Raw genomic sequence first — 25,386 nt, forward strand, 5'->3', positions numbered from 1 at the left:
TCCGGCGGTCAGCGCTTCAGCCGGTTCCGCATTTGTCGACCCTGCCGCCGGTGTCCGGCGGAACACAGGCAGTACCTGCCGACGCCGCTTTATTCACGTTTTCGCCTGCATGATCACAAGCACTGGTTTTCATGGTTGTCACCGGAGCCTGAGGACGGGGGTCTCCCTTTTTCCCGCATCCCGCGACCGCCGCGAGCAGAATCGCGGCACAGAGCAGGCATCCCATTTTCAGAAGCAGGTCATGTCTCATTATCTTCACCGATTTCCCTGATTCTCTGAAGCACGGCTTCGCGGGCCGTGCCCCCCGGTGTCGACCTTCGGTCGGGCGACTTTCGGGCTGAAAAATAACCAAGGATGGCATCATCCACCGGATCATGGAACATACTGATTTCATCCAGGGTCAGATCATGAAATTCTTTTTTGTTTTCAAGACAGTATCCCACAAGTCTCCCCACGATGTTGTGGGCCTTCCTGAACGGGACGCCCTGAGTAACGAGATACTCGGCCACGTCGGTAGCCGTGCTGTACCCTCCCCCTGCCTCCTCGAACATCCTGTCTCTTCTGAAGACCAGCGTTGCCAGAAGACCCTCGAAGACCGCCAGCGACGACTTCAGGGTGTCCGCCGTATCGAAGAGAGGTTCCTTGTCTTCCTGGAGGTCACGGTTGTAGGTCATGGGCAGACCTTTGAGGACCGTGAGCAGTGCCACCAGGTTCCCCACGACGCGTCCTGTTTTTCCCCGAACCAGTTCCGCCACATCGGGATTTTTTTTCTGGGGCATGATGCTGCTGCCGGTAGTATAGGAATCGGCCATTTCAACGAAACCCACGTGGTCCGAGGACCAGAATATCAGATCTTCGCAAAACCGGCTCAGGTGCGTCATGGTCAACGCCGCGGCGAAGAGGAATTCCGCCGCACCGTCACGGTCTGAAACGGCGTCCATGCTGTTTGCAGTGATCGCGGGAAACCCCAACTGCTGGGCGACGAAATGGCGATCGATGGGAATGCTTGTTCCCGCGAGCGCCGCGGACCCCAGGGGCATGACATTGACCCGCCCGAGGCAGGACCGGAACCGTTCATCATCACGGGCGAACATTTCCCGGTAGGCCAGCAGGTAGTGTGAAAGAAGCACGGGCTGGGCCTTCTGCATGTGGGTATATCCCGGCATGACCGTGTCGATTTCTTCCTTGGCCCGGACGAGAAGGGTCTGATTCAGGCGCCCCAGCAGATCCGTGACGGATCCGATCTCATCCCGCAGGTAAAGCCGCATATCCAGTGCCACCTGATCGTTCCTGCTGCGCCCTGTATGAAGTTTTTCCCCGGCCTCTCCGATCCGTTCAATCAGGGCCGCCTCCACGGCCATGTGAATGTCCTCACGTTCGGGTTTAAAAACAAAGGTTCCCGCCTCCATTTCGTTGAGAATGGCCTCGAGGCCCGCCACTATTTCCCTGCACTCGTCATCGGTGATGATCTTCCGGCGGGCCAGCATCATCGCGTGGGCGATACTTCCCTCTATGTCATACCGGAAGAGGCGGCGATCGAAGTGGATCGACGTCGTGAATGCTTCAACATTACTGTCGGTGGCCTCCTTGAATCGTCCTCCCCAGGGTTTGGCTCCCGGTCCGGGCTTGCTCTTAGTCATCATGGGCGCCGTTTTTTTCTGTTGAGTGCCCTGATCCGCATTCGCAGGGCGTTCAGCCGGATGAATCCCGTGGCGTCTTTCTGGTCGTATACTTCGTCTTCCTCGAAGGTGGCAAAGGCTTCACTGTAAAGGGAGTGGGGAGACTTAAGTCCCACGGAGGTGCAGTTGCCTTTGTAGAGCTTGATTCGAACCCGTCCCGATACGGTTGCCTGCGATTCATCTATAAGTTTCTGCAACAGCTCCCTTTCAGGGGCGTACCAGAAGCCGTTGTATACCAGCTGGGCGTATTTGGGAATGAGCGAATCACGGATAAGCATCACCTCACGGTCCATTGTAATGGACTCCAGGGCACGGTGCGCGCACCAGAGGACTGTTCCTCCGGGAGTCTCGTAGATGCCCCGGGACTTCATGCCCACGAAGCGGTTTTCCACCATGTCGACCCGGCCCACTCCGTTGGCGCCGGCCAGGATGTTCAAAGCGTCGAGGAGCTTCGCCGGACTCATCTTCTTCCCGTTCACGGCAACGGGGTTTCCCCCTTCGAAGTCGATCTCCACGTAGACGGGCTTGTCCGGCGCTTTCTCCGGCGACGTGGTGAGAACGAAGACCTCCTCGGGAACTTCCGCCCAGAGATCTTCCAGGATTCCTCCCTCATGGGAAATGTGGAGCAGGTTGCGGTCCTCGCTGTAAGGCTTTTCCCGGGTAATACTTACGGGAATCCCGTGCTTCCCGGCATAGTCCATCATGGCTTCCCGGGAACGGAGTGTCCACCGGTCGTCTTTCCAGGGGGAAATAATCCGGATGGTCGGGTTCAATGCCAGGTAGGTCATCTCGAAGCGGACCTGGTCATTTCCTTTTCCTGTGGAACCGTGGCTTACAGCATCGGCCCGCTCTTTTTCGGCGATTTCGATCTGCCGTTTTGCTATGAGGGGTCTCGCCAGTGACGTTCCCAGCAGATAGGATCCTTCATAAACGGCATTGGCACGGAGGGCCGGGAAGACGAAATCCCGGACGAATTCTTCCTGAAGATCATCGATGTAAATTTTGCTCGCCCCGGTATCGAGGGCCTTTTTCTCGAGCCCCCGAAGCTCTTCCTTCTGTCCCAGGTCCGCCGCGAAGGCAATCACCCGGCAATCAAAAACGTCTATAAGCCACCGTACGATGACGGAAGTGTCGAGGCCGCCCGAATAGGCAAGCACTACTTTTTCTACCCTGTCTTTCAATGGTCTTCTCCTCCCATAAGCATTTCCAGGATCGCTTTCTGGACGTGAAGCCGGTTTTCGGCCTGGACGGTCACCACCGACTGCTTTCCGTCGAGAACGTCATCGGTGATTTCTTCACCTCGATTCGCCGGCAGGCAGTGCATGACAACGGCATCACGGCGGGCGTTCCTGAGAATTGTTTTGTTGATCTGAAAGGGCCGGAAGATCTCTGCCCTGGTTTTTTTCTCGCTTTCCTGTCCCATGCTCGTCCACACGTCGGTATAGACCACCTGGGCACCCTGAACCGCCTCCCGGGGCGACCGGTAAAGTTCTACACCCCGGGTCGATTCCCGCCGCGCCCGTTTGAAGATGGAAGGATCGGGATCGTAGCCTTCGGGACAGGCCAGGGCCAGCCGGAAGGGAAGTATGGCCGCCACGTTAAGCCAGGAATTGGCAATGTTGTTGCCGTCCCCTACGTAGGCCACTGTTACATCTTCGTAGGAGCCGAATATCTCGATGATCGTGAACAGATCGCTGGCGATCTGGCAGGGGTGAAGCAGATCCGTAAGCCCGTTGATGACGGGAATCGTTGAGTTGCGGGCGAATTCCTCCACGATTTCATGATCAAAGGTACGGATCATCACAGCGTCAACATAGCAGGACATGATCCGCGCCGTGTCAGCCACGGACTCACCCCGGCCGAGTTGTATGTCTCTGCGGCTGAGGAAAGTTGCCAGGCCTCCCAACTGGAACATTCCCACTTCAAAAGACAGGCGTGTACGGGTGGACGACTTGTCGAAAATCATTCCCAGTGTCTTCCCCTCCAGGGGCCGGTGGCTGAGGCCTGCCCGCAACCGGGATTTCAGAAGGGCGGACTGCTCCATGATTCTGTCGAACTCACCCCTGTCCATGCCGTAAAGTGTAAGGAAATCTCTTTTCATACCTGCCCCAACAGGGAGTCGAGAATCCCCACCGCTTCATCCACATCACTCCGGGTTATGATCAGGGGCGGAACGAAGCGGAGGACCGTGCCGGCCGTGCAGTTCATCAGGAGTCCCTGCTCCAGGGCCTTCATGACACAGGGGGCGCCCTCGATTGAGAGCTCCAGCCCCACCATGAGACCCCGGCCCCTGATGCCCGTGATAATGTCATGGTTCTCCGCCAGCTGCCGCAGGCGATCCAGAAAATAATCCCCCACGGTTCGGGCGTTTTCCACGACACCTTCCGCGATCATCGTCTCCAGTGTTGCCAGTGCCGCCGCCATGGCCAGGGGATTGCCGCCGAAGGTGGAGGCGTGGCTCCCGGGAACAAAGGCTGAAGCTACTTCGTCGCGAGCAAGCATCGCCCCCACGGGAAACCCGCTTCCCAACGCCTTCGCCAGGGTCATGATGTCCGGCTCGACGCCGCTTTCCTCATAGGCGAAGAGGGTCCCCGTGCGTCCCATGCCCACCTGCACCTCATCGTAGATAAGAAGGAGGCCGTGACTGTCGCAGATATCCCGTACCTGTCGCAGGTAGCCGGGGGCGGGGACACGAATGCCGCCTTCGGCCTGGATAGGTTCCAGCATGACTGCACAGGTCTCGTCGGAAATGGCCGCCTCCAGTGCCGCCGCGTCATTAAAGGCAACATGGCGGAACCCGGCTGGAAGGGGGTCATAGCCCTGCCGGATGCGTTCCTGCCCCGTAGCCGCAACTGTGGCCAGGGTTCTGCCGTGAAAGGAATTGATCATCGTGATGATTTCGAAGCGCTTTCCTCCGGTTTTTTCATAGGAATACCTGCGGGCAAGCTTGATGGCCGCTTCGTTCGCCTCGGCGCCGCTGTTGCAGAAGAAGGCCTTGTCGGCAAAGGAGAGCTCCGTAAGCATCCTGGCCAGGCGGATCTGGTGTTCAATGTGAAATATGTTGGATACGTGCATCAGGGTTTCCGCCTGCCGCGCTATGGCGGCCGAGACCGCCGGATGGGAGTGACCAAGACCGCAGACGGAGATGCCCGCCAGAAAATCGAGATATTCCTTACCGTCCGCGTCCCAGAGGCGTGCGCCCTTTCCACGCACCAGTACCACGGGGACCCGGGCGTAGGTGTTCATGACGCACCGGTCGGCGACTTCCATCCATTCCTTAGAGTTCATAGGTCTCCGTCACCCTCCTTCCCTGATGACTTCCGTTCCAATGCCTCGGTCGGTAAACATTTCCAGGAGAACGGCGTGGCTGAGGCGCCCGTCGATGATGTGGGCCTTGCCGACACCTTCCCGGAGAGATTTGAGGCAGCACTTTATCTTGGGATACATACCGCCGCTTATGACGCCCTGAAGAATCAGGTCCCCGGCTTCCCGTTCTCCCAACGACGGTATCAGTTCACCGTCATCGTCGAGAACGCCCGGCACGTCGGTCAAAAGAACCAGTTTTTCAGCGCTGATGGCTGCAGCCACCTCGCCGGCTACCACGTCAGCGTTGATATTGTAAGTCTCGCCGCTTTCACCCACCCCGGTAGGGGCAATGACGGGAATGAAGCCGCCGTTGACGAGGGAAAGGATAAGGTTCGCGTTGAGATCCGTCACCCGGCCCACCAGACCGATGTCTATGATCTCCGGCGGAGAATCCTTGGCTTTTTCATCGCTGAGACAATATTTTTCCGCCTGTATGAGGTTTCCGTCCTTGCCGCTGAGACCCACGGCCTTTCCACCGTTGTGATTGATGAGCCCCACGATTTCCTTGTTCACCTTCCCCGCCAGGACCATTTCCACGATGTCCATGGTCTCACGGTCCGTAACGCGCATGCCCTGGACGAATTTGGATTCTATGCCAAACTTTTTGAGAACCCGGCCGATCTGGGGGCCGCCTCCGTGTACGATAACGGGGTTTACACCGATGTATTTGAGCAGTACCACGTCGAGGGCGAATTTCTTTTTGAGATCTTCGTCCACCATGGCATGGCCGCCGTATTTTATAACGATGCTCTTCCCGTAAAAGCGCCTGATGTAGGGAAGCACCTCGAGCAGGATGTCTGCTCGCTCCGCGGGACTTTTCACTACCGTATCCATAGGACCTCGCGAAGGTGATAGTATTGTCGCCAGCTCAGTAAAAAAAGTGCCTTGCGACACGGCGCGCACATCCCGGGGTACGTCGCGGTGACGAAGGATGTGGCGCAATCAAACATCCGGTTATAATGCCGGAGGCATGCCTCCGGTATCATTGTACGAAGTCATCACCCTTTGATTGATTTTACAGTACATATCTGCTCAGGTCTTCGTCCTCTATGATGCCCGACAGCCGCTCGCTCACATAGTCGGCGGTAATGGTCAGTATCTTTTCCGCCAGGTCCGGCGCGTTAAAGGAAACATCGTCCAGAAGCGTTTCCATGATCGTATAGAGCCGCCGGGCACCGATATTTTCCGTCCGTTCGTTGACCAGGGCGGCCATTTCGGCGATCTCGGCAACTGCCTCGCCCAGAAACGTCAATTCTACTCCCTCTGTCGCCAGCATTTCCACGTATTGCTTGACCAGAGCGTTATGGGGCTCTGTCAGTATCCTGATGAACTCATCCTTACCGAGTGAATCCAGTTCAACCCGAATGGGAAACCGTCCCTGCAGCTCCGGGATCAGGTCCGAGGGCTTTGTGAAGCTGAAGGCGCCGGCGGCGATAAAGAGGATGTGGTCCGTCCTGACCATACCGTACTTGGTATTGACAGTGGATCCTTCAACGATGGGGAGCAGGTCGCGCTGAACGCCCTCACGGGACACATCGGGGCCCTGGACGGCGTCACTCCCCACGATCTTGTCGATCTCATCAAGAAAAATAATACCCGACTGTTCCACCCGTTCTATGGCAGTGCGGGTCACCACATCCATGTCCACCAGCTTCTGGGCCTCTTCCTCCGCGAGAAGGATGAGAGCCTCGGAAACCTTTGCTTTCCGCTTTTTCTTGTTTTGAGGAAAGAGGTTGCCGAACATTTCCTTGATATTAAGTCCCATGTCTTCCACGCCGGAAGATGAAAAAATCTCGATCATGGGTCCGGTTCTGCCTTCACGTACTTCAATATCGACAACCCGTTCGTCCAGATGGCCCTGCCGCAGGAGCCTGCGGAGTTTCTCCCGGGTGCTGTCATACTGAAATACCCCTTTGTCCGCGTCTCCCTCAGGATTCTCCATTTCGATAAGCTCCGGGCCTCCCGGGGGAACGGTGCTGCTGTTGGAACGCTTGCGGGGCAGCAGAATGTCGAGGATGCGCTCCTCCGCGATGTCCATGGCCTTGGACTTCACATTTTCCTGCTCCTCCGATTTGACCATATTGACCGACAGTTCGACCAGGTCACGAATCATGGATTCCACGTCCCGGCCCACGTACCCGACCTCGGTGAACTTTGACGCCTCTATCTTGAGAAAGGGCGAATTGTCCAGTTTTGCCAGCCTTCGGGCAATTTCCGTCTTTCCAACACCGGTAGGACCGATCATGATGATATTTTTGGGAGCAATCTCATCGCGCAACTCTTCAGGAACCTGCTGGCGTCGCCAGCGGTTGCGCAACGCGATGGCGACGGCCCTCTTGGCGTTATGCTGTCCGATGATGTACTTGTCGAGTTCCGAGACTATCTCCCGGGGCGTTAATCTGGTTGATGTCATAGAATCTCCGTCGTCTGCCGATTGCCGTAGCTCATGATGTCTGTTCATCTTCATCATTGACGGACAGTTCCTCGATGAGAATGGAATCGTTGGTGTAAATGCACAGTTCCGCCGCTATTTTCATGGCCTCCCGGGCAATCGTGGCGGCATCCAGATCACCGTGGCGCACCATGGCGCGAGCCGCGGCAATGGCATAGGGCCCGCCCGATCCGATGCCGAGGATATTGTCATCGGACTCAACAACGTCCCCGGTGCCGGAGATCAGAAGCGCGTTGTCGCGATTCACGGCAATCATGAGGGCTTCGAGGTGACGCAGGGCCCGGTCCGTCCTCCAATCCTTGGTCAGTTCCACTGCAGACCGGAGCAGATTTCCGTTGTACTGCTCCAGCTTCTGGTCGAACCGGTCAAAGAGGGTAAAGGCATCGGCCGTGGCGCCGGCAAAGCCTACTATCACCTTGTCGTCAAAGAGTCTCCTCACTTTTCTCGCGCCGTGTTTCAGAATGGTTGTATCAAGGGTAACCTGGCCGTCGCCGGCCACTACGACTTTACCCCGGTGCCTCACTGCAAGGATAGTAGTGCCCCGAATCCGCATGGATTTTCATCGTTCCTTTCGAGCCCGCGGGTGGCTCTTGTCATAGACTTCAATTAGTTTCGCCATGCTCATGGCTGTATATTTCTGTGTCGTGGAAAGACTCTCATGGCCCAGAAGCTCCTGGATCGAACGCAAATCACTTCCGGCGTCCATCATGTGGGTCGCAAAGCTGTGGCGCAGCGCATGAGGACTGATCTTCTTTCTGATCCCGACGGCCTTCACGTACGCGTCGACAACCCGAGCAATGCTCCTGGTCGTAAGCCGTCCATTCCGGGCGTTGACAAAGAGCGGTGCTTCCCGATCGGTACGCGCGGAAAAGCGTTCGTCGAGGTAAGCGCCGAGAGCCTGAACAGCTTTCCGTCCAAGGGGCACGATGCGCTCCTTCTTCCCCTTGCCCCGCACTTTTACCAGCGACGACTCAAGGTCGGCGTCACCCACGTTGAGGTCAGCCAGTTCCCCCACGCGCATACCCGTTGAATACAGTGTTTCCAATATCGCCCGATCCCGCGGAAACGCAGGAACACCGACAATCTGCTGATCCAGCAGGCTGAAAACCTCGTCAACGGACAGGTATGCCGGGAGGTGTTTTTCGGCCTTCGGCGTCTGAACCAACTGGGCCGGGTTGAATCCGATCCTCCCTTCCCGCATGAGATATCTGAAAAAGGATCTCAGACTGGAAAGTTTCCGGGATATGGTGACTTTTTTCACCTTTTTCATATACAGGCCGGTCATGAAGGCCCCGATGACGTCCCGTCCGATCTCATCAACGGCGGTGATTCCGCGCTTAAGCGCGAAGGCCTGGAATTGCCTTATGTCGGCCAGGTAGTTGCGCTGGGTGTGGATGGAAAGATTCTTTTCCGTTCCCAGATAACGCGCGAAGTTGTTTATTGAATGTTCCACTGACCCCTCAGCCCGCTCTCTTCACAGGTGGATCATCAATCCTCACAGCGGCGCAGCCCCGCATAGTAGCAACAGCATTCATTGGCGAAATTATTGTCGAATACTCTCGTCTGTCCGTCCCTGAAGATAATCCTCACGTAGGACATTCCGCCCACGACGCCTGAATTCCATTCCTCGATGACCACGCCGAATCCCCACTGGGGGTAGCGCCTGTGCATGACCTGGTCACCTGTTTTCAGGTAAAGCCTGCGAATTTCTTCTTTCATGTCCCTGTACCGCAGGGGCTCTCCATGACCACATACTTCACGGGACGTGTCGTCAGCGTCAATCCGTGGCTTCTCCGCCCAAACGACCACCAGGCGCGTCATTTTACATCTTGTATTTTCCGAAATCTTCCGGGGCCAGATTTTCCAGGAACTCCCTCAGTTCTTCCTTGGTGTACTTCTTCAGATCGCCGGTCTGCTTGGTAAAGTGTACATCCATCGATTTCTCGACCACCGTTTCATCGACAAAAATGGGTGCCGACGCCCTGAGAGCCACTGCGATGGCGTCGCTGGGCCTGGAATCGATGAGAAGTTCAGCTCCATTCTGCTCCAGGTGAATCGTGGCAAAAAAGGTGTTATTTTTCAAGTCGTTGATCACGATCCTGGTGATCCTGGCTCTGAGCGAGGTGATGGCATTGAGCAGCAGATCGTGAGTCATGGGTCTGGAAAGATCTATTTTTTCCAGCTGTGTGGCAATGGCGCTTGCCTCGAAAATCCCTATCCAGATGGGCACGGCACGCTTTCCATCCCGGTCTTTCAATATCACGATGGGCGCTCCTGCTACGGGATCGATGGCAAGCCCGAAGACTTTCATTTCTACAAGCATGGTTGACTCTCCGCTTCCTTGTTGATCATCTCGCCTCTCAGGGAATGAGCATAGCCCCTGACAATCTTCACGGGGACGGTTTGTCCCCTCAAAAAACCGTCCCCGCTGAAATTGACGATTCTGTTGCTTCGGGTTCGTCCCGCCATGTCCAGAGGACTCCCCTTGCCGGGACCTTCAACGAGGACCTCTTCGACGGTTCCTTCGAGTGCACGGTTTTTCTCAAGGGTGTGCCGGGCCTGGAGTTTCTGCAGTGTTGCCAGGCGTTGCTTTTTGACATCTTCCCCAACGGCACCGTCATATCGTTCGGCGGCTGTGCCGGGACGATCGGAGTATTTGAATGAAAAGGCATTATCAAACCGCACTTTCCGCATAAGGTCAATAGTTTTTTCAAAATCCCCGTCGCTCTCCCCCGGGAATCCAACGATGATGTCGGTGGTGATGCTCACTGATGGAATCCGGTCGCGCAGGACGCTTATTTTTTCGCCGTATTCCTCGGCGGTGTATCCCCGCTTCATGCGTCTGAGGATCTCCGTCGACCCGGACTGAAGAGGCAGATGAATATGTTCGCAGAGCGGTTTCAGGTCGGCAAGCGCCGCCACGAGTTCGTCCGAGAGATCCTTGGGATGGGATGTTGTAAACCGTACGCGCTCGATTCCGTCAATATCCGCTACCCGCGCCAGAAGCAACGGGAATGTAACGGATTCTTCAAGCCCCTTTCCATAGGAGTTGACGTTCTGACCCAGAAGCGTCACTTCCTTGACGCCGGCTGCGGCAAGGTCGGCAACCTCCTTGAGTATGTCTCCGGGGCGGCGGCTTCGCTCGCGACCGCGCACATGGGGGACAATACAGTAGGCGCAGAAGTTGTCGCACCCCTGCATGACGGTGACAAAGGCGCTGAGAGCGCCTGCTGCATGGTGCGCGCGAATGTCCAGTGCTCCCGGTTCATCCCTGAATGCCGTGTCTTCCTGTCGGCCGCACCCCCCCCGCACCGCCGTCGCCATGGCAGGGATGCGGTCCATGGCGTGTGTGCCGCAGACAAAGTCCACATGGTGAAACCGGGTGAAAAAACGGCTTCCCCACTGCTGGGCCAGGCATCCGGTGACACCCAGCACGAGACCGGGTTTATCCGCCTTGAGACGGCGCACTCTTCCGATAAAACTGTGGGCCTTTTGTTCCGCCTTTGCCCGGACGCTGCAGGTGTTGACGATGATGACATCCGCCGCCTCGAGATCATTCGTGACGCTGTAGCCCGCCTGTTCCATGAGGAGAGCCGCTTTTTCCGAGTCCCGGACATTCATCTGGCACCCGAATGTGTGCAGGTAGCACAGCAGTGACTCACTCACGACAAAAGGTCTCCCTGGCCTGCCCGCATTCTCTGGGTCAGCTTCTCCTCCGCACTCTTGCTGAAAGTGAATCCCTTTTTTTTAAAGAGCCTGACACAGGCGTTCACGACATCCCGGTCGTAGGCAATGCCTGCTTTCGATCTGATTTCCTTGAGTGCCGATTCGATTCCCAGAGCTGAACGGTAAGGACGGTGGGACGCCATGGCTTCTACCACGTCGGCGACGGCGATAATCCGGGCCTCGATGAGGATATCCGTACCGGTCAGACCATCGGGGTACCCGCTCCCGTCGATCCGTTCGTGATGCTGGCGGACGATCCGCGCGACGGGCCAGGGGAAATCGATGTTTTTCAGGATATCGTACCCGATCTCGGGGTGCACCTTCATCATCAGAAACTCGATGTCCGTGAGAACGTCGGGCTTACTGAGGATTTCCGAGGGCTCGTATATCTTCCCGATATCGTGGAGCGTCGCCGCCACGATGGTCCCTTCCACCTGGTCCTCGTCAAGCCCCATTTCCCTGGCGATTGCGCCGGCAAGCTCCGCCACGCGCTGCTGATGTCCCGCCGTATAGGGATCACGTTTCTCGGCGATGGACGCGAGGGCGCTCACGGTCTCTTCGAGGCGTTTTTTCAGGCGCTCCACGGTACGTTTTATTTCTTCCTGGGCTCGTTTTCTGAAAGTGATATCCCGTACATAACCCATCTCGGCCCGTTTCCCCTCGATGCGTATGACACCCACCGCGATTTCCGCGTCTTTTATGGAACCGTCCTTGCAGAGCAGGCGGCCTTCGTAAAGCGACATCGCCTCCTCACCCGCCATTCGACGGCGATGAAGCCGTATGACCATATCACGGTCCCCTTCCGCAAAGAGGTCTGCAAAAGGACGCCCGGTCAGATCCCGGACATCGTATCCCATCATGGCCGCCATGGCGCGATTGACAAAAAGGCAGATCTCGTCCTGGACGATGATAATGCCATCCATGGCCTGTTCGACCAGTGCGGCATATCTTTCTTCGCTTTCCCGGAGAGCCCGCTCGGAGCGTCTCTGTTCCGTGATGTCCTCGTAGATAACGACGATCCGCCGGTCCTTCAGCACGTCTCCGAAACGGGCGGAGCTGACCATGCATTCGATGTCGGTGCCATCTTTTTTGCGACAGGGAAAGGGCTGTCCGTAAATCTTGGTATGCTCGAGCGTCGTGTAGAACCTTTCTCCGATGGTACGCCATTCATCGTCGGAGCGATAAAGAATCCGCGTCTCCTGACCGATCATATCGCCCGGCTCCCAGCCGAAAACGTTTTTCACCGAATCGTTGGCGAAGATGATCCGACGGTTCTCAAGGCCGATAACGGCATGGGGAATGGCGGCCAGCAGTGTCGATTCCAGGGCCTGAACCTCCATGAGATGTTCTTTCATTTCCACGAGTTGGGTGATGTCTATGGTGCTTCCCAGGATCGCCGGCTCACCACGATAGTCGATGGAAGCGACTGTCTCGAGGACCCACCGGACGATTCCCTTCTTGCTCACGATACGGTATTCGTAGGGATATGACCGCTCACCTTTCACCATTTGCTTCGCGTATTTTGCAACGATCTTACGGTCATCGGGGTGAACGAAATCGCTCAGTTTCCTGCCGATGAGATCATCGGCGGAATCGCATCCCGTGTATGCCATCAGGTGGGGATTGGCAAATCTGATTTTCCCGTCCTGGACCACGAAGATCCCCGTCTGGCTGTGGTTGGCGAGACTGCGGTAGAGCTTTTCCGCTTCAACCAGCCGTGCCTTCGCTTCCTTCTCCTCCGTTATGTCCATGGTGTTTCCGAGCGCCGCCCGCTCACCCCGGAAGGTAATGGAAATGATGTTCTCCATGATCCAGCGTATTTCACCGCTTTTACTCACGAAGCGATATTCATAGGGCGACCGGCGTTTGCCCTTCAGCATGGCGCGGGCATTTTCCATCGTTTTTTCGATGTCTTCAGGATGGAGAAATCGACATACATCCCGGCCGATCCATTCGTCTTCCCCGTAGCCCGAATAGTTCACGATATAGGGGTTGACGAACTGGAATTTTCTCTTCTGAACTATGTAGACTCCGGCCTGGGAACTCCTTGCAAGGGCCTCGTACAGGTTATCATGCTCACGCCGGCCTCCGGGTTCTCGCCGCGGAAGGCTTTCCGGTTGATCCTTGTGTTCCCCTTCGGCTCGAGGTGCTCTCTTTTTCGCCATGGTGGTTATCTCTTTTTCCGTACCTCTGCAACCTGCCGCCCGGTCACTTCCGACAGTACGCCGCTTGCCTTTTCATGTTTCGATCTGTTGGCGGCCCGCCACCAAATATTCCTTACTTATAGGGATCGGGTCAAGCAAAATATACCCGAAGACTTCGCGGTCCCTGCCTGATGCCGCACCGCGCCCTGTGCCGCAAATAGAAAAGGGGGCCGTGCCCCCCTGCAGATTCTGCCCTTCACTTGTTCTGGCTGGAAATAAGTGGTTTACTTCTCTGAATTGACTCGTTCTTTCAGATCTTTTCCCACCTTGAAGAAAGGAAGCTTTTTGGGAGCCACTTGAATGACTCCTCCGGTTTTCGGGTTTCGGCCGGTGTATGCTCCATATTCCCGGACGACGAAACTTCCGAATCCCCGTATTTCGATTCGTTCGCCCTTTCGAAGCTCCTCATTGAAACTCTTGAAAATCAGGTTAACCGTATCCGAAGCCTGCTTTTCCGTGAGGCCTTCTTTTTTGCTCAACGCAGATATCAGTTCTGACTTGTTCATATAGCCCCCTCTTCACGATGTTGTATCGGGTACAATCACTCCAGCGGACGTTTTTCTACTTTTACGGGACCACCACTATTTTAATAATCCTGGTCCGGTGCAACCCGTTAGCGCTAGCTATTATTTATTTTATCCTGAAAAGTCAAGATATTTTTCCAGAATCATCGCTGTGATTCACTCCGGCATGAATTGTCTGATCTCCGATGCTTTCAGGTGCCGGAACGCCCCCGGCTTCAGTGTTCCAAGGTCCATCTCGCCGATGGCCGTACGGATCAGGCGCGTTACCTGGAATCCAAGGGTCTCGAAATACCGGCGCACAATCCTGTTTCTTCCGCTGTGAATGGTAAAGCGGAGCCAGGTACTCCGTCTGTTCACCTTTTCTATGCTTGCCTCATCGGGCTTGAAATAGCCGTCGTCAAGCCGCGTTCCCCCCTGGATGGCCGCGAAGGCCGCCGCTTTGACGGAGCCCTTCACCTTGACGAGATAGGTCTTGGGAATGTTGAACTTCGGATGCTGGACCCGGTAGGAAAAATCCCCGTCATTGGTCATGATAAGCAATCCTTCGGAAGCGTAATCCAGCCGTCCGACAGGAACAAGCCGCTCGGAAAAATCACTGACCAGATCGGCCACAATTTTTCTGCCCCGGGGATCGCTCATGGCAGTCAGGTACCCCGCCGGTTTGTGGACCGCCAGGTAGACCTTCACGGGATCGCTTGTTATGCGGACTCCTCGGACCCGGATGACATCCCGGAACGGGTCCGCCCTGTATCCCATTTCGGTAACCACCTCATCGTTGACGGAGACATGGCCCTCCCGAATGAGCGTTTCGGCGGCACGTCGGGAAGCAATCCCGGCTGAAGCGATTATTTTCTGCAGACGTTCACGCACGGGGCTCCGACTCCTCGAGTTCCTTCATTTCCCTCAGCGTGGGCAACTCCGACAGGTCCCTGAGATTGAACACCTCCAGAAACCGTTTCGTGGTCCCGTACATGATCGGTTTGCCCGGGACATCCTTCCTGCCGACGATGCGGACCAGGTTTTTCTCCAGCAGACCCCGAAGGGCTGTACTGACGTCGACTCCCCTGACCTGTTCGATCTCCCCCTTCAATACGGGCTGGCGATAGGCAACAACAGCCAGCGTCTCCATGGCCGCCCGGCTCAGCATGGCCGGCCGGCCTCCTCTCAGTTTCTGTATCCAGGGTGCCGCCACATCGGCTGTTCTGAACTGGAATCCGCCGGCAACCTCGGCCAGATAGAGACCGCCCCGGCCGGGAGCATACCGGTCCTTCAATTCCAGCAGGGCCGCGTGGATATCCTGTTCAGAAGCATCATCGAGAAGCTCCTGGAGCTTTTTGGTGGAAAGAGGGGTCTCGGACACAAAAATGAGGGACTCGACAATGCTCTCCAGATCCTTCATGATGCACTACCCTCCCGCGCTTCAGTTTCCACCGCCAAGCATATGCGTATCGTTTCGTAGGGTGCCCCCTGAAAAGCCCTGGCCACACGCATCTTCATCAGTTCCAGCAGAGCGAGAAACGTGTAGATGAGCTGCCGCTTGCCCCGCGCCGGCGCCAACAGCTCTTCGAAGGTAAGTGTTTTGTGTTCCCGGAGCGCTTCGAGCACCTCACTTATTCTCTGTGACAGGGACATGGTTTCCACGTTTACTTCCAGGCTGAAATCACCACCCATTGAAGCCGCGACCCGCTGAAAAGCCTCCACCAGTTCAAAGACGCCTATCTCACGAAGGGAGCGGTCCCCGCAGTCCCCGATATCGACATCACGTTCATTCCTGGTGAAGGTGTCCCGGCCGAGAAGCTTCATGCCGCCAAGATCGAGGGCCGCTTCCCTGAAGGCCTGGTATTCCAGGAGCTGTCGAACGAGAGCGGCCCGGGGATCTTCCTCTTCCTCGCCTTCAACTTCCTGAACGGGAAGGAGCATGCGGGACTTGATGTGAAGCAGCGTGGCCGCCAGAACGAGGTATTCCCCGGCCAGGTCGAGATTCAGGGATTTCATGGCATCGATGTGGCTGATGTACTGCTCGGTAATCAGGGAGATGGGAATATCATAAATATCGATCTCGTGCTTTCTGATGAGATAGAGCAGGAGATCGAGGGGACCTTCGAATATATCGAGCTTTATCCTGTAATCCATGGCTCCTGAAATCCCTCCGCAGGCCGAACGCGCCGGCGGGACGACTCGCGCGGTCCCGGCAGACGCCTCTCCTTCTCCGCATATCGGCCCCCGCGGAAATGACGGAAGGGTGAAGTATCTCATCCGGGTCGGCCGATCCGGCTATCCCGGGACGACGGAATGATCTGTGTGAAAACGTTTTTCCGGGATCCGCGGTGAAGTTCTCCGCGCTCGTTGCGGCTCCGGGATCGCCGGCACTCACATACCGTCGATGCGGTAGAGTTTCAGGGCATCTCTGGTCTCGTCCATGGTGGTGCGGGCGATGCTTCGCGCCCGGGATGTCCCCTGCGCCAGGATATCCCGCACTTCATCGATATTTTTCAGATAATAATCCTGTGTCTCGTGGATGGAAGCCATGCCTTCGGCAATGGCCTTCGCCAGCCGCTCTTTGCATTCCACACAACCGATGACCGCCTTTTTACAGTCTTCAGAAATCTGATACACCTCTTCCGGCGCGGAGTACATGCCGTGGAAGGCAAAAACGTTGCAGAGATGAGGCCTTCCGGGGTCGCGCTTTGTCTTGCGCTCCGGATCGGTGAACATGGAGAGCACTTTCCCGGAAAGATCTCTGCCGCGATCCCTGAGATATATGGAATTATTATAGGATTTGCTCATTTTCCGCCCGTCCAGGCCCAGAAGCCTGGGCACATCCGTAAGAAGCGGATCCGGTACGGTGAAAACTTCCCGAAAGAGAAAATTGAAGCGCCGGGCTATTTCACGGGTCAATTCTATATGGGGAAGTTGATCCACGCCCACGGGAACACCATCGGCCTTGTACATGATGATGTCAGCCGCCTGCAGTACCGGATAGGACAGGAACCCCGCCGTGGAGAGATCCCGGTCGGTCAGCTCCTCTCTCATCTCCTTGTACGTGGGGTTGCGCTCCAGCCAGGCCAGGGGGGTAATCATGGAAAGAATGAGGAAGAGTTCCGCGTGTTCCTTAACGCCGGACTGCAAAAACAGGGTGCTCCCGGCGGGATCGAGACCGGCGCTGAGCCAGTCTATAACCATGTCGATGGTGAAACCGTTTATCTCCGACGTGTCTTTGTAGTCGCTGGTAAGGGCGTGCCAGTCAGCAACAAAATAGAAGCATTCATGATTCTGACGGTTCTGAAGATTTACCCAGTTGTGCAAAGCTCCATGGAAATTCCCAAGGTGCAGTTTCCCTGTAGGGCGCATGCCGCTTACTATTCTTTTTATCTTCACGAGTGTCGTCCCCCGGCCGGTTTGTCCCGTTCACTGTGGACGGAACGAGCGCATCTATAGCAGAAGGGGCGGAAGAAGTCAACAGGGCTGTTCAAACATAACTATCAGAATAAACTGGGAATCTAAGGGCGGTATCCCTGGCTGGTGCCCCTCATCTCCTGTGCCGTGAACGTCTGACCCTGCCCAGGATGAAGCCCACAACAAGTCCTGACACAAAGAGGAGGGGAAAGAAAATAATCCGCGACATACTGATGTTCCAGAAGAGGAGCTTCAGGGAAGTTTCCTCCGCGTTCTGCAGGAGGATGATGCCGAACAGGATCAGTATAACCAATACGACGATGGACCTGGTTCGTGACATGACAGGGTTTCCTTTCATTGCCGACACAATCCCGGCGGAAGGCAGGTCAATGGATCCGTCGAGGCGATCCCGATCCTTCCCGTAGACGATGATACCGGTGGACAGTGTTGCACAGAACCGCATTTATTTCAAACCCGGAGGGCTTTGGGCGCTTCACCCATGCCACTCGTAACGGACACTCAAAGAAAGGCGCCGGCCCTTATAAAATGGGTCGGCGCTTCCCGTCAAAAAATATGCTGCCGGTACTATTGCTTCTTCGGGGGTGAAAGCATGAGGAGGGCAAGTATGATGCCGAGAACCGCCAGGCCTGCCGTGGGGTAGAAGGCAACGGTGAAGGATCCGAAGGTGTCCTTCGCCTGACCGGCGATGATGCCGCCCAGGATGGCTCCCAGGCCGTAGGCAAGAAACACGATACCATAGTTCTTCGCGTAATTGGCAACTCCGAAAAATGTAGTCGTCGCTGTGGGAGCGATGGCAAGCCACCCGCCCAGAGTGAGCCAGAATCCGATGAAACAGATAACGTAGAGTACAACACTGCCTTCACCGGCAACAAGCATGCCCAGTGACGCGACCAGTATGATGATGAAAGAAATGATAGCAGCGCCCTTCGGAGAAAGTTTGTCCGTCAACACCCCGAAAATGGGACGGCCGGCACCGTTGAAAATAGCGAAGACCCCCACGAGGATGGCCGCTGTAGCTGCCGGGATCAGAATGATTTCCTGGGCGACGGAGCTGGATATCCCGATGGCCATAAGGCCCGCGAGAGAACCGATGGTGTAACAGAGGAAAAGCCCATAAAAGGTTTTTGTTTTTACCATTTCGCCCATGTTCATGCTGGCCCCGACCGTAACTGACGCGGCCTTCCAGCCTGCCGGCGCCCAGCCTTCGGCGGGATAGCGAAAGGGGATGAAAAGAATGCACATGATAATCAGAAAGACCAGTCCCATGATGAAAAAGGTCTGCATGGGACCGGAACTGGCGATAAGCGATGACGCGACGTTTGCTGAAATAAACGGGGATCCTCCGAAGCCGGCAAGGGTAAGACCGAGGGCGAGTCCACGCTTGTCGGGAAACCAGCGGCCCACACAGGCCAGGGGGACGCCGTAGGCAAGCCCGACGCCGCCGCCGCCGATGATACCATAGGTCACGGTAAGCATGGTCATGCTCGTGGCCTTGCTGGACAGCATCCAGCCCACACCGACGATGATGCCTCCGAGAATACCGAGATTACGGGGCCCCATCCTGGCAATGATCTGGCCGCCCACGAACACCATGATGGCGAAAAGAGCCAGAAACACCATGAAAGGCATACCCGCCGCCGTGGCTGAGGCGTCCAGCAACTTCTGAACAGGGCCGCGGAACACGCTGTAAGCGTAAACACTTCCGAGGCAGATATTGATGATGAAGCCCAGAACAACAAACAGCCAGCGTCCCGATTCCGCCGGCATGCCGAAAACTTTCGTATCGCTCACGATTCTTGACCTCCCTCAGCAAATTTATAGCACCTTAACCAATGGTCATTACTTTGTCAACGCAATTCCACGCAATTTCAGGGACTCACGGAAGATTCCTTCATCCGGAAAGCAACCTGATAAAAAATCTGAATTGTGTCGTTTCGAAGAGCGCAACGACGGGAAATCTATCTGTACCGTCGATGATGAACACGATTTCTCCCCAAGGCAGAAACGACAAAACCGACAGTTTTTTCAAAGTCCTTCCGACGAGACAGGACAGTCGGAGAAATGCCGGATACGTCCGGGAGCATGTCGAATGCGTCAGGTCTTTGCCGGGGGTATTCCGAACAGTTTCTGCGCGTTTTTTGTTGTCTCCCGGGCAACACGCTCGAACGACTCCCCTCTCAGATCGGCGATTTTCCGGGCCGTGTACACCACGAAAGCCGGCTCGTTTCTCTTTCCCCGTTTCGGCTCCGGCGACAGGAAGGGGGCATCGGTTTCAACCATGAGTCTATTCAGGGGTACGGCACGAACCACCTCCCTGAGCGTTTCCGCCTTCCCGTAGGTTACGGTACCGGGAATGGAAATATAGTAGCCCAGGTCCAGGCACCGGCGGGCCATGGCATAATCTCCGGAAAAACAATGCACCACACCGGTGAGATTTCCCCGGTGTTCCTCAAGCATGGCCAGCGTTTCACCGTGGGCGTCACGGTCATGAATAATGACAGGCAGGCCGATGTCCCGGCAGAGGTCGAGTTGCTCACCGAACCGGGCGATCTGCGTGTTTCTGGGCGAGTAATTCTTAAAAAAATCAAGACCGATTTCTCCGTAGGCAATCACCTTGTCGTCCGCCGCAAGAATTTTCAGCTCGTCGTAGGTTTCCGGCCCGATATTCCCAGCATCGTGGGGATGAACACCCACAGATGCCCAGACCATATCGTACCGGCGGGCCAGGGCAACGGCCTTCCTGCTGTCTTCGAGGTCAATGCCGACGGTAACGATGGCCCGGAGGCCGGCGGCCCGGGCCCGCTTGATGACGTCGTCACGATCACGGTCAAAGTTACCCAGTTCAAGGTGGGCATGTGAGTCGATGAGCATAGTAACAGTATCCTTTCTTCATTCGGTATGAGGCAGCGGGATGCCGGACGCGTAAAGGCTTTTCATGCTATTCTCGCAGCCGGGGATCGAGGGAGTCTCTAATTCCCTCGCCCAGGAGATTGTATCCCAGGACTGTTATGAGTATCGCCAACCCCGGATACAGGGACAGCCACCAGGCGATGTCGATGTTGTCCTTTCCCGCCGTGAGAATATTACCCCAGCTCGGCGTGGGCGGCTGGACGCCGATGCCGAGGAATGACAGGGCCGATTCGGTCAGGATCGCTCCGGCAACGCCGAGGGTGGCGGCCACAAGCACGGAGGCCATCGCGTTGGGAAGAATATGCCGAAAAATGATTTTAACATCCGTCGCTCCGATCACTCGGGCCGCCTGGACGAAGTCACGCTCTTTCAGGGAAATAAAGTCGGCCCGGACGAGGCGCGTTATTCCCATCCAGCTCGTGAGGCCGATGACGACCATAATGTTCCATATTGACGGCTCAAGAAGGGCGATGACGGCCAGTATCAGAAAAAATGCGGGGAAACAGAGCATCACATCCACGAAACGCATGATCAGCGAATCGATCCACCTGCCGTAATAGCCCGCCACGGCGCCCAGGACGGTGCCGATGAGCATGGCGATGCCCGTTGCAACGAAACCCACTTTCAGGGAAATTCGCGATCCCCAGATCATGCGGCTCAAGACATCCCGCCCCAGTTGATCTGTCCCCAGGAGGTGCTCCCGGGAGGGAGGCTCGAGTACACCGTCGATGTTGATCTCGCCGGGATCGTAGGGGGCAATGACCGGAGCGAAAAGCGACAGGGCAAAAAGGAGGATCACGACGATCCCGCCGGCAAGGGCCAGCCTGTTTCTAAGGAAACGGTACCAGAAGTCTCCCTTCATTACGACACCCTGATCCGCGGATCCGCCACGGCGTAAGACACATCGGCGATCAGGTTGCCCGCTAGGGTCAGCACCGCGCCGATGAACAGAATTCCCATGACGACGGGATAATCCCTGGACATGACGGAGAGATAGAAAAGTTGTCCCATGCCGGGAATGGCAAAGATGGTTTCAAATATGACACTTCCACCAATAAGGCCGGGTACGGAAAGACCGAGGATGGTGATCACCGGGAGAAGGGCATTCCTGAGGGCGTGCCTGTAGATGACCGCGCGTTCACTCAATCCCTTGGCCCGGGCCGTGGTAATGTAATCTTGGCGTATTACCTCGAGCATGTTGGACCGCATGTACCGGGACAGCCCGGCGAACCCGCCGAAGGCCGACAGCAGCACGGGAAGGATGAGATGCTTCGCCAGGTCGACCCACTGGTACCAGGCAGGGAAGTACTCGTAATTAAGTGACCGTATACCCGAAATAGGGAGCCGGCCCAGGTTGACGCCGAAAAGAATCATCAGAAGCAGGGCCAGCCAGAAGGTAGGCATCGCGAAACCGATAAAGACGAAAACCGTCGTAATCTTGTCAAAAAGAGAGTCACGATGGACGGCCGAAAGAACGCCCACGGGTACAGCCACCAGTATAATGAGAACCAGTGACAGGACGTTGATCATGATGGTGATGGGCAGCCGTTCGGCAATCTTGTCTACGACAGGCCTTCCGTCAGGGGAAAAGGAGTTGCCCAGGTCAAGGACAACCAGCTTTTTCACCCAGAGGTAATATTGAACGTGGAGCGGCTTGTCCAGGTCGTAGAGTTCCATGAGACGCTCCCGGGCTTCTACCGAGGCGTGGGGACTCAGTTCGGTCTGCATGTCCGTGGGAGAACCGGGCGCGAGATTGATCACCACGAAACAGATGACGGTAATCCCGAAAAGAAGGGGTATCATAGTGACAAGGCGTTTTAGAATGTAGCGTGCCATGCCGTCAGGGCCTTTTCGTATCGAGAAGATTCATGGCGTCGATCTTTTCCAGGCTTTTCTCCAGGGCTTCCCGGGTGTGGGGTTCTAAAGTGACAATAGGTGTGCTCCCCGCCTTCTTCAACGCATCCATGAAACGCTGAAAGGGAAACGTTCCTTCTCCCACGGGCAGATGCTGGTCTCCGGAACCGTCGTTGTCATGAAGATGGATCTGTCCGATACAGGGACCCAGGGCGGCCATCCAGACCTCCAGCGACGAAAGCGAAAAGGCGTTCCAGTGACCTGTATCAAAGCAGAGCCCCACCGGAGCCTGACCATCACCGGTGACGTCTTTCAGGTACTCGAGAAGAACCTTCAGCTCGTCAGGACGGTCTTCGTAAACATTTTCAAGCATCAATGACGTTCCCAGTTCTCCTGCCCGGCGCACAAGAGGAGTCCAGGTGCGAATGCTGTTTTCCAACCAGGCTTCTTCATTCGATACGTAGTACCGACGGTCGAAGGCGGCATGGCACACTACGGACCGTGGATTGAAGAAGGGAACAAGATCGAAGACCTGGGCGAGTCTTGCCGCCGTCACTTCACGGATCTTCTCATCCAGGGCACCGGGGCGCAGGTCATAAAAGGGCGCGTGGAAGGTGATTTCCAGGCCGGCGTCCTGGAGGATCTTCGCGGTTTCGCGAAAATGCTCACGGCTGTAGCCGTCCAGTGCAAAGCAGTCGAAGCCGATCTCCAAGTGTATTCCTTCCTCGAGAACAACGGGGAAATACCGCTCGATGAGAAAACGATAGGGCATGTTGACCTGGACCCGCTCCAGGATCGGCTGCGCGTTCATGGTATGTTTTTCTCTCTTCCCATGCTGTCTATTCCTTTAGCACAGGGCAGTACCTATCACAACCGGCACAACAGGAGCAGTTTTTCTCCTTGACAATAAAAAAGCCTTCCTGTTAATGAGTTTTCTTTTTGTGGTTCGGTAACGGGCCGTTAGCTCAGCTCGGTAGAGCAGCGGACTTTTAATCCGTTGGTCGCGGGTTCAAATCCCGCACGGCCCACCATGCAACCACACACCGGAAGCACCGCCTGACCTGTCCGTCAGGCGATACTGACGGCATCCGGTTATACCGCCGGAGGCATGCCTCCGGCAACTTTTTACGAAGCCGAGACCTGGCTTGAAAAACTATCGGTTGTGTCATTTCGACCGCAGGGAGAAATCTTGCAACATATCGATGTTAAAGAAAGATTTCTCGTCGCGATGCTCCTCGAAATGACAAAATTCAGGTCTCAAGCCGTCAATACTGGAGAAAGGACCGAACCCATGGCATCCAAAAGTGAAGATACCCGACAAAACCAGGCGGTTTTCTGGGAAGGAAAACTGGCTGAACGGATTTCCCTTCTCACCGGCGAGGGGGTCGAAGCGAAGACCATCGACAGAGATCCGGCCGTTAAAATGATCAAGGCCAGGATAAAGAGGGCCAAGGCCCGGCTGAGAACCATCGCGGCCATGGCCCGGAAGATCGAGGATAAAGCTCGGACGAAGGCGGAAAAACTCGCGCTGCCGAAGGAGGAAAAGTCCAGAAAGAAAGTCGCCGCTGAAGATGTCGCGGAAGAGAGCAAACGGCAGCAGAAAAAGAAACAGAAAAAAGAAAAGAAGGAAAGTGATGCCGTGGCTCAGACACAACCGCAGTAAGTGTGGCGGCACGGTGACGGCACTGATTTGAAGGGGCTCCGGCAGGAGCCCCTTTTTTACAGGCCTTCGTCCCGTGCGCTTCGGAAGAAAAACAGGACCACCATCGCAAGAAGAGCCAGCAGACCATTGATTTTCCATGCTATTCCATAGGAACCTGCCCTGTCGTAGATGATCCCGCCCGCGAGAGGACCCAGGCTGCCGATACCGGCGATAAAGAAGGAAAGCGTGCCATAGGCGGACCCCAGAATCCGGCGTCCGAAACGGCGGGAAAGGAGGACCGGGGGCATGGTCGACAGTGAGCCGTAACCAAAGCCGAATACGGAGGCGTAGAGATACAGGCCGACAGGCGTGGTCATGCGGATCAGCATAACAATGCCGAGGGTCATGAAAAAAAAGCCGATCAAGCCCGAATAGGTGGGATCACGAAGCCGGTCACTGAACCAGCCGTAGAAGAATCGTCCAAAAGCGCTCGCGAAGCCCACAAGCCCTATCGATGTGGCGGCGGAAACCTTATCGACGCCCATCTCCAAAGCATAAGGCACCTGATGCACGAACATCATGAACACGATCAGCGAACCCGTGCTGTAGCAGTAGGCAAGTATCCAGAAGCGGTAGTCTCCGAGAACCGAACGGACCGACGAATAGTCCTCCGACCTGTCAACGCTGCTGACGGTTCTCCACTGGTCCGCGGTTATTCCGTCGGGATACATGCCGTGTTCCTCCGGCGTCGATTTTCTCATCAACGTCTGCGACACAAGGGTGCCCAGGACAAAAACGGCAACGCCCATGGTAACGAAACCCGTCCGCCAGCCGAAATGCTGGACAACCCAGCCCGCCATGGGCGCTATAATGAGTGTCCCCAGGCCGATACCCACGGAACCCATGCCGACGGCGGTTCCCCTGCGGCGGACAAACCACTTTCCCACGGAGGAACCGGCCACCACGACACCGAAGCAGGACGCGCCGAGCCCGCAGAACACCCCGTAAAAAACATAGAGCCAGGCAGGATTTGCGGCTACGCTGGCGACAATGAATCCGAGCGCCACAAGGAAGACGCCGGTTGTCATGATCCACCGGGGAGCCATGCGGTCCAGGAGACGGCCCCAGAAAATGCCTCCGGCGGCATACATGAAAAGGCTGATCGTGGCCGCCAGTGATATGACGGACATGGACCAACCATACTCTTCGAACATGGGGGTCACGAAGACGCCGAAGCTGTAGCGCGCCCCGTAGTTGATGCCCATCATGATGAAGGCACCGATGACCACGTACCATCCCCAGAAGAACCTGGGCTCGGGCCTGTCGATAACGCTCTGGGAAGAACTTCCACGGTCAGTCTGATTCATGGCACCATCATTTCTTGTTTTCCCGCAGGGATTCAGGACACCGCCGCCCCGGTCCGAGCTTTACGGTGTTCCGTTCCTGTGATAGGGTGGCGTTCATCGCGATCGCGGGACAACACGTAGAAACCTTTATTGGAAAACTATCGATTGTGTCATTTCGACCGCAGGGAGAAATCTTGCAACATATCGATAGTAAAGAAAGATTTCTCGTCGCGATGCTCCTCGAAACGACAACATTAAAGGTCTTA

26 protein-coding genes and 1 tRNA gene are annotated in these 25,386 nt (G+C 56.1%); 2 read left to right on the plus strand and 25 right to left on the minus strand.

The window, feature by feature from the left end:
* Positions 1–16: 16 nt before the first annotated feature.
* The 24 genes from M0Q23_05430 to M0Q23_05545 all read right to left on the minus strand — a co-directional run bounded on the left by M0Q23_05430 (position 17) and on the right by M0Q23_05545 (position 22,943).
* Positions 17–259 carry a hypothetical protein gene (locus M0Q23_05430; protein MCK9528077.1) on the minus strand — a complete coding sequence of 81 codons (243 nt, stop codon included), beginning with the start codon at positions 257–259 and terminating at the stop codon, positions 17–19.
* Positions 240–1,640: an argininosuccinate lyase gene (argH, locus tag M0Q23_05435; GenBank protein ID MCK9528078.1), complete on the minus strand. Its 1,401-nt coding sequence runs from the start codon at positions 1,638–1,640 to the stop codon at positions 240–242. Before argH ends, M0Q23_05430 begins: the two co-directional genes overlap by 20 nt.
* Entirely contained in the window at positions 1,640–2,860 is a 1,221-nt protein-coding gene (locus tag M0Q23_05440) for an argininosuccinate synthase (protein ID MCK9528079.1), read from the minus strand. Before M0Q23_05440 ends, argH begins: the two co-directional genes overlap by 1 nt.
* On the minus strand, positions 2,857–3,780 hold the full coding sequence (gene argF / locus M0Q23_05445) for an ornithine carbamoyltransferase (GenBank protein MCK9528080.1): 924 nt from the start codon (positions 3,778–3,780) through the stop codon (positions 2,857–2,859). Before argF ends, M0Q23_05440 begins: the two co-directional genes overlap by 4 nt.
* A complete protein-coding gene (locus M0Q23_05450) occupies positions 3,777–4,967 on the minus strand; it encodes an acetylornithine transaminase (GenBank protein ID MCK9528081.1) in 1,191 nt (396 codons plus the stop codon). Before M0Q23_05450 ends, argF begins: the two co-directional genes overlap by 4 nt.
* A gap of 9 nt (positions 4,968–4,976) precedes the next feature.
* Positions 4,977–5,879 (minus strand): acetylglutamate kinase, encoded by a 903-nt coding sequence (gene argB / locus M0Q23_05455; GenBank protein ID MCK9528082.1) that lies wholly within the window; start codon positions 5,877–5,879, stop codon positions 4,977–4,979.
* Positions 5,880–6,060: 181 nt separating this feature from the next.
* Complete coding sequence (gene hslU / locus M0Q23_05460; GenBank protein ID MCK9528083.1) at positions 6,061–7,458, minus strand: ATP-dependent protease ATPase subunit HslU; 1,398 nt, start codon at positions 7,456–7,458, stop codon at positions 6,061–6,063.
* 31 nt (positions 7,459–7,489) lie between these two features.
* Complete coding sequence (gene hslV / locus M0Q23_05465) at positions 7,490–8,050, minus strand: ATP-dependent protease subunit HslV (GenBank protein MCK9528084.1); 561 nt, start codon at positions 8,048–8,050, stop codon at positions 7,490–7,492.
* Positions 8,051–8,056: 6 nt separating this feature from the next.
* The gene (locus tag M0Q23_05470; protein MCK9528085.1) at positions 8,057–8,950 is read right to left on the minus strand and encodes a tyrosine recombinase XerC; all 894 of its coding nucleotides are present in this window, start codon (positions 8,948–8,950) and stop codon (positions 8,057–8,059) included.
* A gap of 35 nt (positions 8,951–8,985) precedes the next feature.
* Complete coding sequence (locus M0Q23_05475; protein MCK9528086.1) at positions 8,986–9,318, minus strand: hypothetical protein; 333 nt, start codon at positions 9,316–9,318, stop codon at positions 8,986–8,988.
* A 1-nt stretch (position 9,319) separates the two neighbouring features.
* On the minus strand, positions 9,320–9,820 hold the full coding sequence (locus M0Q23_05480) for a bifunctional nuclease family protein (protein ID MCK9528087.1): 501 nt from the start codon (positions 9,818–9,820) through the stop codon (positions 9,320–9,322).
* Complete coding sequence (gene miaB / locus M0Q23_05485) at positions 9,811–11,163, minus strand: tRNA (N6-isopentenyl adenosine(37)-C2)-methylthiotransferase MiaB (GenBank protein MCK9528088.1); 1,353 nt, start codon at positions 11,161–11,163, stop codon at positions 9,811–9,813. Before miaB ends, M0Q23_05480 begins: the two co-directional genes overlap by 10 nt.
* Positions 11,160–13,388 (minus strand): PAS domain S-box protein, encoded by a 2,229-nt coding sequence (locus M0Q23_05490; GenBank protein MCK9528089.1) that lies wholly within the window; start codon positions 13,386–13,388, stop codon positions 11,160–11,162. Before M0Q23_05490 ends, miaB begins: the two co-directional genes overlap by 4 nt.
* 263 nt (positions 13,389–13,651) lie before the next feature.
* Positions 13,652–13,933: an integration host factor subunit beta gene (locus M0Q23_05495; GenBank protein ID MCK9528090.1), complete on the minus strand. Its 282-nt coding sequence runs from the start codon at positions 13,931–13,933 to the stop codon at positions 13,652–13,654.
* 174 nt (positions 13,934–14,107) lie between these two features.
* Positions 14,108–14,821 (minus strand): rRNA pseudouridine synthase, encoded by a 714-nt coding sequence (locus tag M0Q23_05500; GenBank protein ID MCK9528091.1) that lies wholly within the window; start codon positions 14,819–14,821, stop codon positions 14,108–14,110.
* Positions 14,814–15,350 carry an SMC-Scp complex subunit ScpB gene (gene scpB, locus M0Q23_05505; GenBank protein MCK9528092.1) on the minus strand — a complete coding sequence of 179 codons (537 nt, stop codon included), beginning with the start codon at positions 15,348–15,350 and terminating at the stop codon, positions 14,814–14,816. The genes M0Q23_05500 and scpB overlap by 8 nt, the downstream gene beginning before the upstream one ends.
* Complete coding sequence (locus M0Q23_05510; GenBank protein ID MCK9528093.1) at positions 15,347–16,084, minus strand: segregation/condensation protein A; 738 nt, start codon at positions 16,082–16,084, stop codon at positions 15,347–15,349. The genes scpB and M0Q23_05510 overlap by 4 nt, the downstream gene beginning before the upstream one ends.
* 237 nt (positions 16,085–16,321) lie before the next feature.
* Complete coding sequence (gene trpS / locus M0Q23_05515; GenBank protein MCK9528094.1) at positions 16,322–17,329, minus strand: tryptophan--tRNA ligase; 1,008 nt, start codon at positions 17,327–17,329, stop codon at positions 16,322–16,324.
* Positions 17,330–17,480: 151 nt separating this feature from the next.
* The gene (locus tag M0Q23_05520; GenBank protein MCK9528095.1) at positions 17,481–17,810 is read right to left on the minus strand and encodes a hypothetical protein; all 330 of its coding nucleotides are present in this window, start codon (positions 17,808–17,810) and stop codon (positions 17,481–17,483) included.
* A 122-nt stretch (positions 17,811–17,932) separates the two neighbouring features.
* Complete coding sequence (locus M0Q23_05525; protein ID MCK9528096.1) at positions 17,933–19,159, minus strand: OFA family MFS transporter; 1,227 nt, start codon at positions 19,157–19,159, stop codon at positions 17,933–17,935.
* A 303-nt stretch (positions 19,160–19,462) separates the two neighbouring features.
* A complete protein-coding gene (locus M0Q23_05530; protein ID MCK9528097.1) occupies positions 19,463–20,239 on the minus strand; it encodes a TatD family hydrolase in 777 nt (258 codons plus the stop codon).
* Between the two features lie 67 nt (positions 20,240–20,306).
* Positions 20,307–21,140: an ABC transporter permease gene (locus tag M0Q23_05535; protein ID MCK9528098.1), complete on the minus strand. Its 834-nt coding sequence runs from the start codon at positions 21,138–21,140 to the stop codon at positions 20,307–20,309.
* A complete protein-coding gene (locus tag M0Q23_05540) occupies positions 21,140–22,114 on the minus strand; it encodes an ABC transporter permease (GenBank protein MCK9528099.1) in 975 nt (324 codons plus the stop codon). Before M0Q23_05540 ends, M0Q23_05535 begins: the two co-directional genes overlap by 1 nt.
* Positions 22,115–22,118: 4 nt before the next feature.
* Entirely contained in the window at positions 22,119–22,943 is an 825-nt protein-coding gene (locus M0Q23_05545) for a sugar phosphate isomerase/epimerase (protein ID MCK9528100.1), read from the minus strand.
* Positions 22,944–23,086: 143 nt separating this feature from the next.
* Here M0Q23_05545 and M0Q23_05550 point away from each other — a divergent pair.
* Positions 23,087–23,163, plus strand: a tRNA-Lys gene (locus M0Q23_05550).
* Between the two features lie 260 nt (positions 23,164–23,423).
* Complete coding sequence (locus M0Q23_05555; GenBank protein MCK9528101.1) at positions 23,424–23,795, plus strand: hypothetical protein; 372 nt, start codon at positions 23,424–23,426, stop codon at positions 23,793–23,795.
* Between the two features lie 56 nt (positions 23,796–23,851).
* Here M0Q23_05555 and M0Q23_05560 read toward each other — a convergent pair whose 3' ends face one another.
* Positions 23,852–25,141: an MFS transporter gene (locus tag M0Q23_05560; GenBank protein ID MCK9528102.1), complete on the minus strand. Its 1,290-nt coding sequence runs from the start codon at positions 25,139–25,141 to the stop codon at positions 23,852–23,854.
* Between the last annotated feature and the right edge of the window lie 245 nt (positions 25,142–25,386).

The sequence above is a fragment of the Syntrophales bacterium genome (assembly GCA_023228425.1).
GTDB lineage: Bacteria > Desulfobacterota > Syntrophia > Syntrophales > UBA2210 > MLS-D.

Bases quoted from the DNA above. Each gene is read 5' to 3' on its own strand.
- argH (MCK9528078.1), bottom strand. From the start codon at position 1,640: ATGACTAAGAGCAAGCCCGGACCGGGAGCCAAACCCTGGGGAGGACGA.
- M0Q23_05490 (MCK9528089.1), bottom strand. From the start codon at position 13,388: ATGGCGAAAAAGAGAGCACCTCGAGCCGAAGGGGAACACAAGGATCAA.
- M0Q23_05520 (MCK9528095.1), bottom strand. From the start codon at position 17,810: ATGCGGTTCTGTGCAACACTGTCCACCGGTATCATCGTCTACGGGAAG.
- M0Q23_05480 (MCK9528087.1), bottom strand. From the start codon at position 9,820: ATGCTTGTAGAAATGAAAGTCTTCGGGCTTGCCATCGATCCCGTAGCA.
- M0Q23_05535 (MCK9528098.1), bottom strand. From the start codon at position 21,140: ATGAAGGGAGACTTCTGGTACCGTTTCCTTAGAAACAGGCTGGCCCTT.
- M0Q23_05495 (MCK9528090.1), bottom strand. From the start codon at position 13,933: ATGAACAAGTCAGAACTGATATCTGCGTTGAGCAAAAAAGAAGGCCTC.
- M0Q23_05560 (MCK9528102.1), bottom strand. From the start codon at position 25,141: ATGAATCAGACTGACCGTGGAAGTTCTTCCCAGAGCGTTATCGACAGG.
- hslV (MCK9528084.1), bottom strand. From the start codon at position 8,050: ATGCGGATTCGGGGCACTACTATCCTTGCAGTGAGGCACCGGGGTAAA.
- hslU (MCK9528083.1), bottom strand. From the start codon at position 7,458: ATGACATCAACCAGATTAACGCCCCGGGAGATAGTCTCGGAACTCGAC.
- argB (MCK9528082.1), bottom strand. From the start codon at position 5,879: ATGGATACGGTAGTGAAAAGTCCCGCGGAGCGAGCAGACATCCTGCTC.
- M0Q23_05545 (MCK9528100.1), bottom strand. From the start codon at position 22,943: ATGAACGCGCAGCCGATCCTGGAGCGGGTCCAGGTCAACATGCCCTAT.
- M0Q23_05475 (MCK9528086.1), bottom strand. From the start codon at position 9,318: ATGACGCGCCTGGTGGTCGTTTGGGCGGAGAAGCCACGGATTGACGCT.
- M0Q23_05510 (MCK9528093.1), bottom strand. From the start codon at position 16,084: ATGGATTACAGGATAAAGCTCGATATATTCGAAGGTCCCCTCGATCTC.
- M0Q23_05540 (MCK9528099.1), bottom strand. From the start codon at position 22,114: ATGGCACGCTACATTCTAAAACGCCTTGTCACTATGATACCCCTTCTT.
- argF (MCK9528080.1), bottom strand. From the start codon at position 3,780: ATGAAAAGAGATTTCCTTACACTTTACGGCATGGACAGGGGTGAGTTC.
- M0Q23_05555 (MCK9528101.1), top strand. From the start codon at position 23,424: ATGGCATCCAAAAGTGAAGATACCCGACAAAACCAGGCGGTTTTCTGG.
- M0Q23_05450 (MCK9528081.1), bottom strand. From the start codon at position 4,967: ATGAACTCTAAGGAATGGATGGAAGTCGCCGACCGGTGCGTCATGAAC.
- M0Q23_05530 (MCK9528097.1), bottom strand. From the start codon at position 20,239: ATGCTCATCGACTCACATGCCCACCTTGAACTGGGTAACTTTGACCGT.
- scpB (MCK9528092.1), bottom strand. From the start codon at position 15,350: ATGAAGGATCTGGAGAGCATTGTCGAGTCCCTCATTTTTGTGTCCGAG.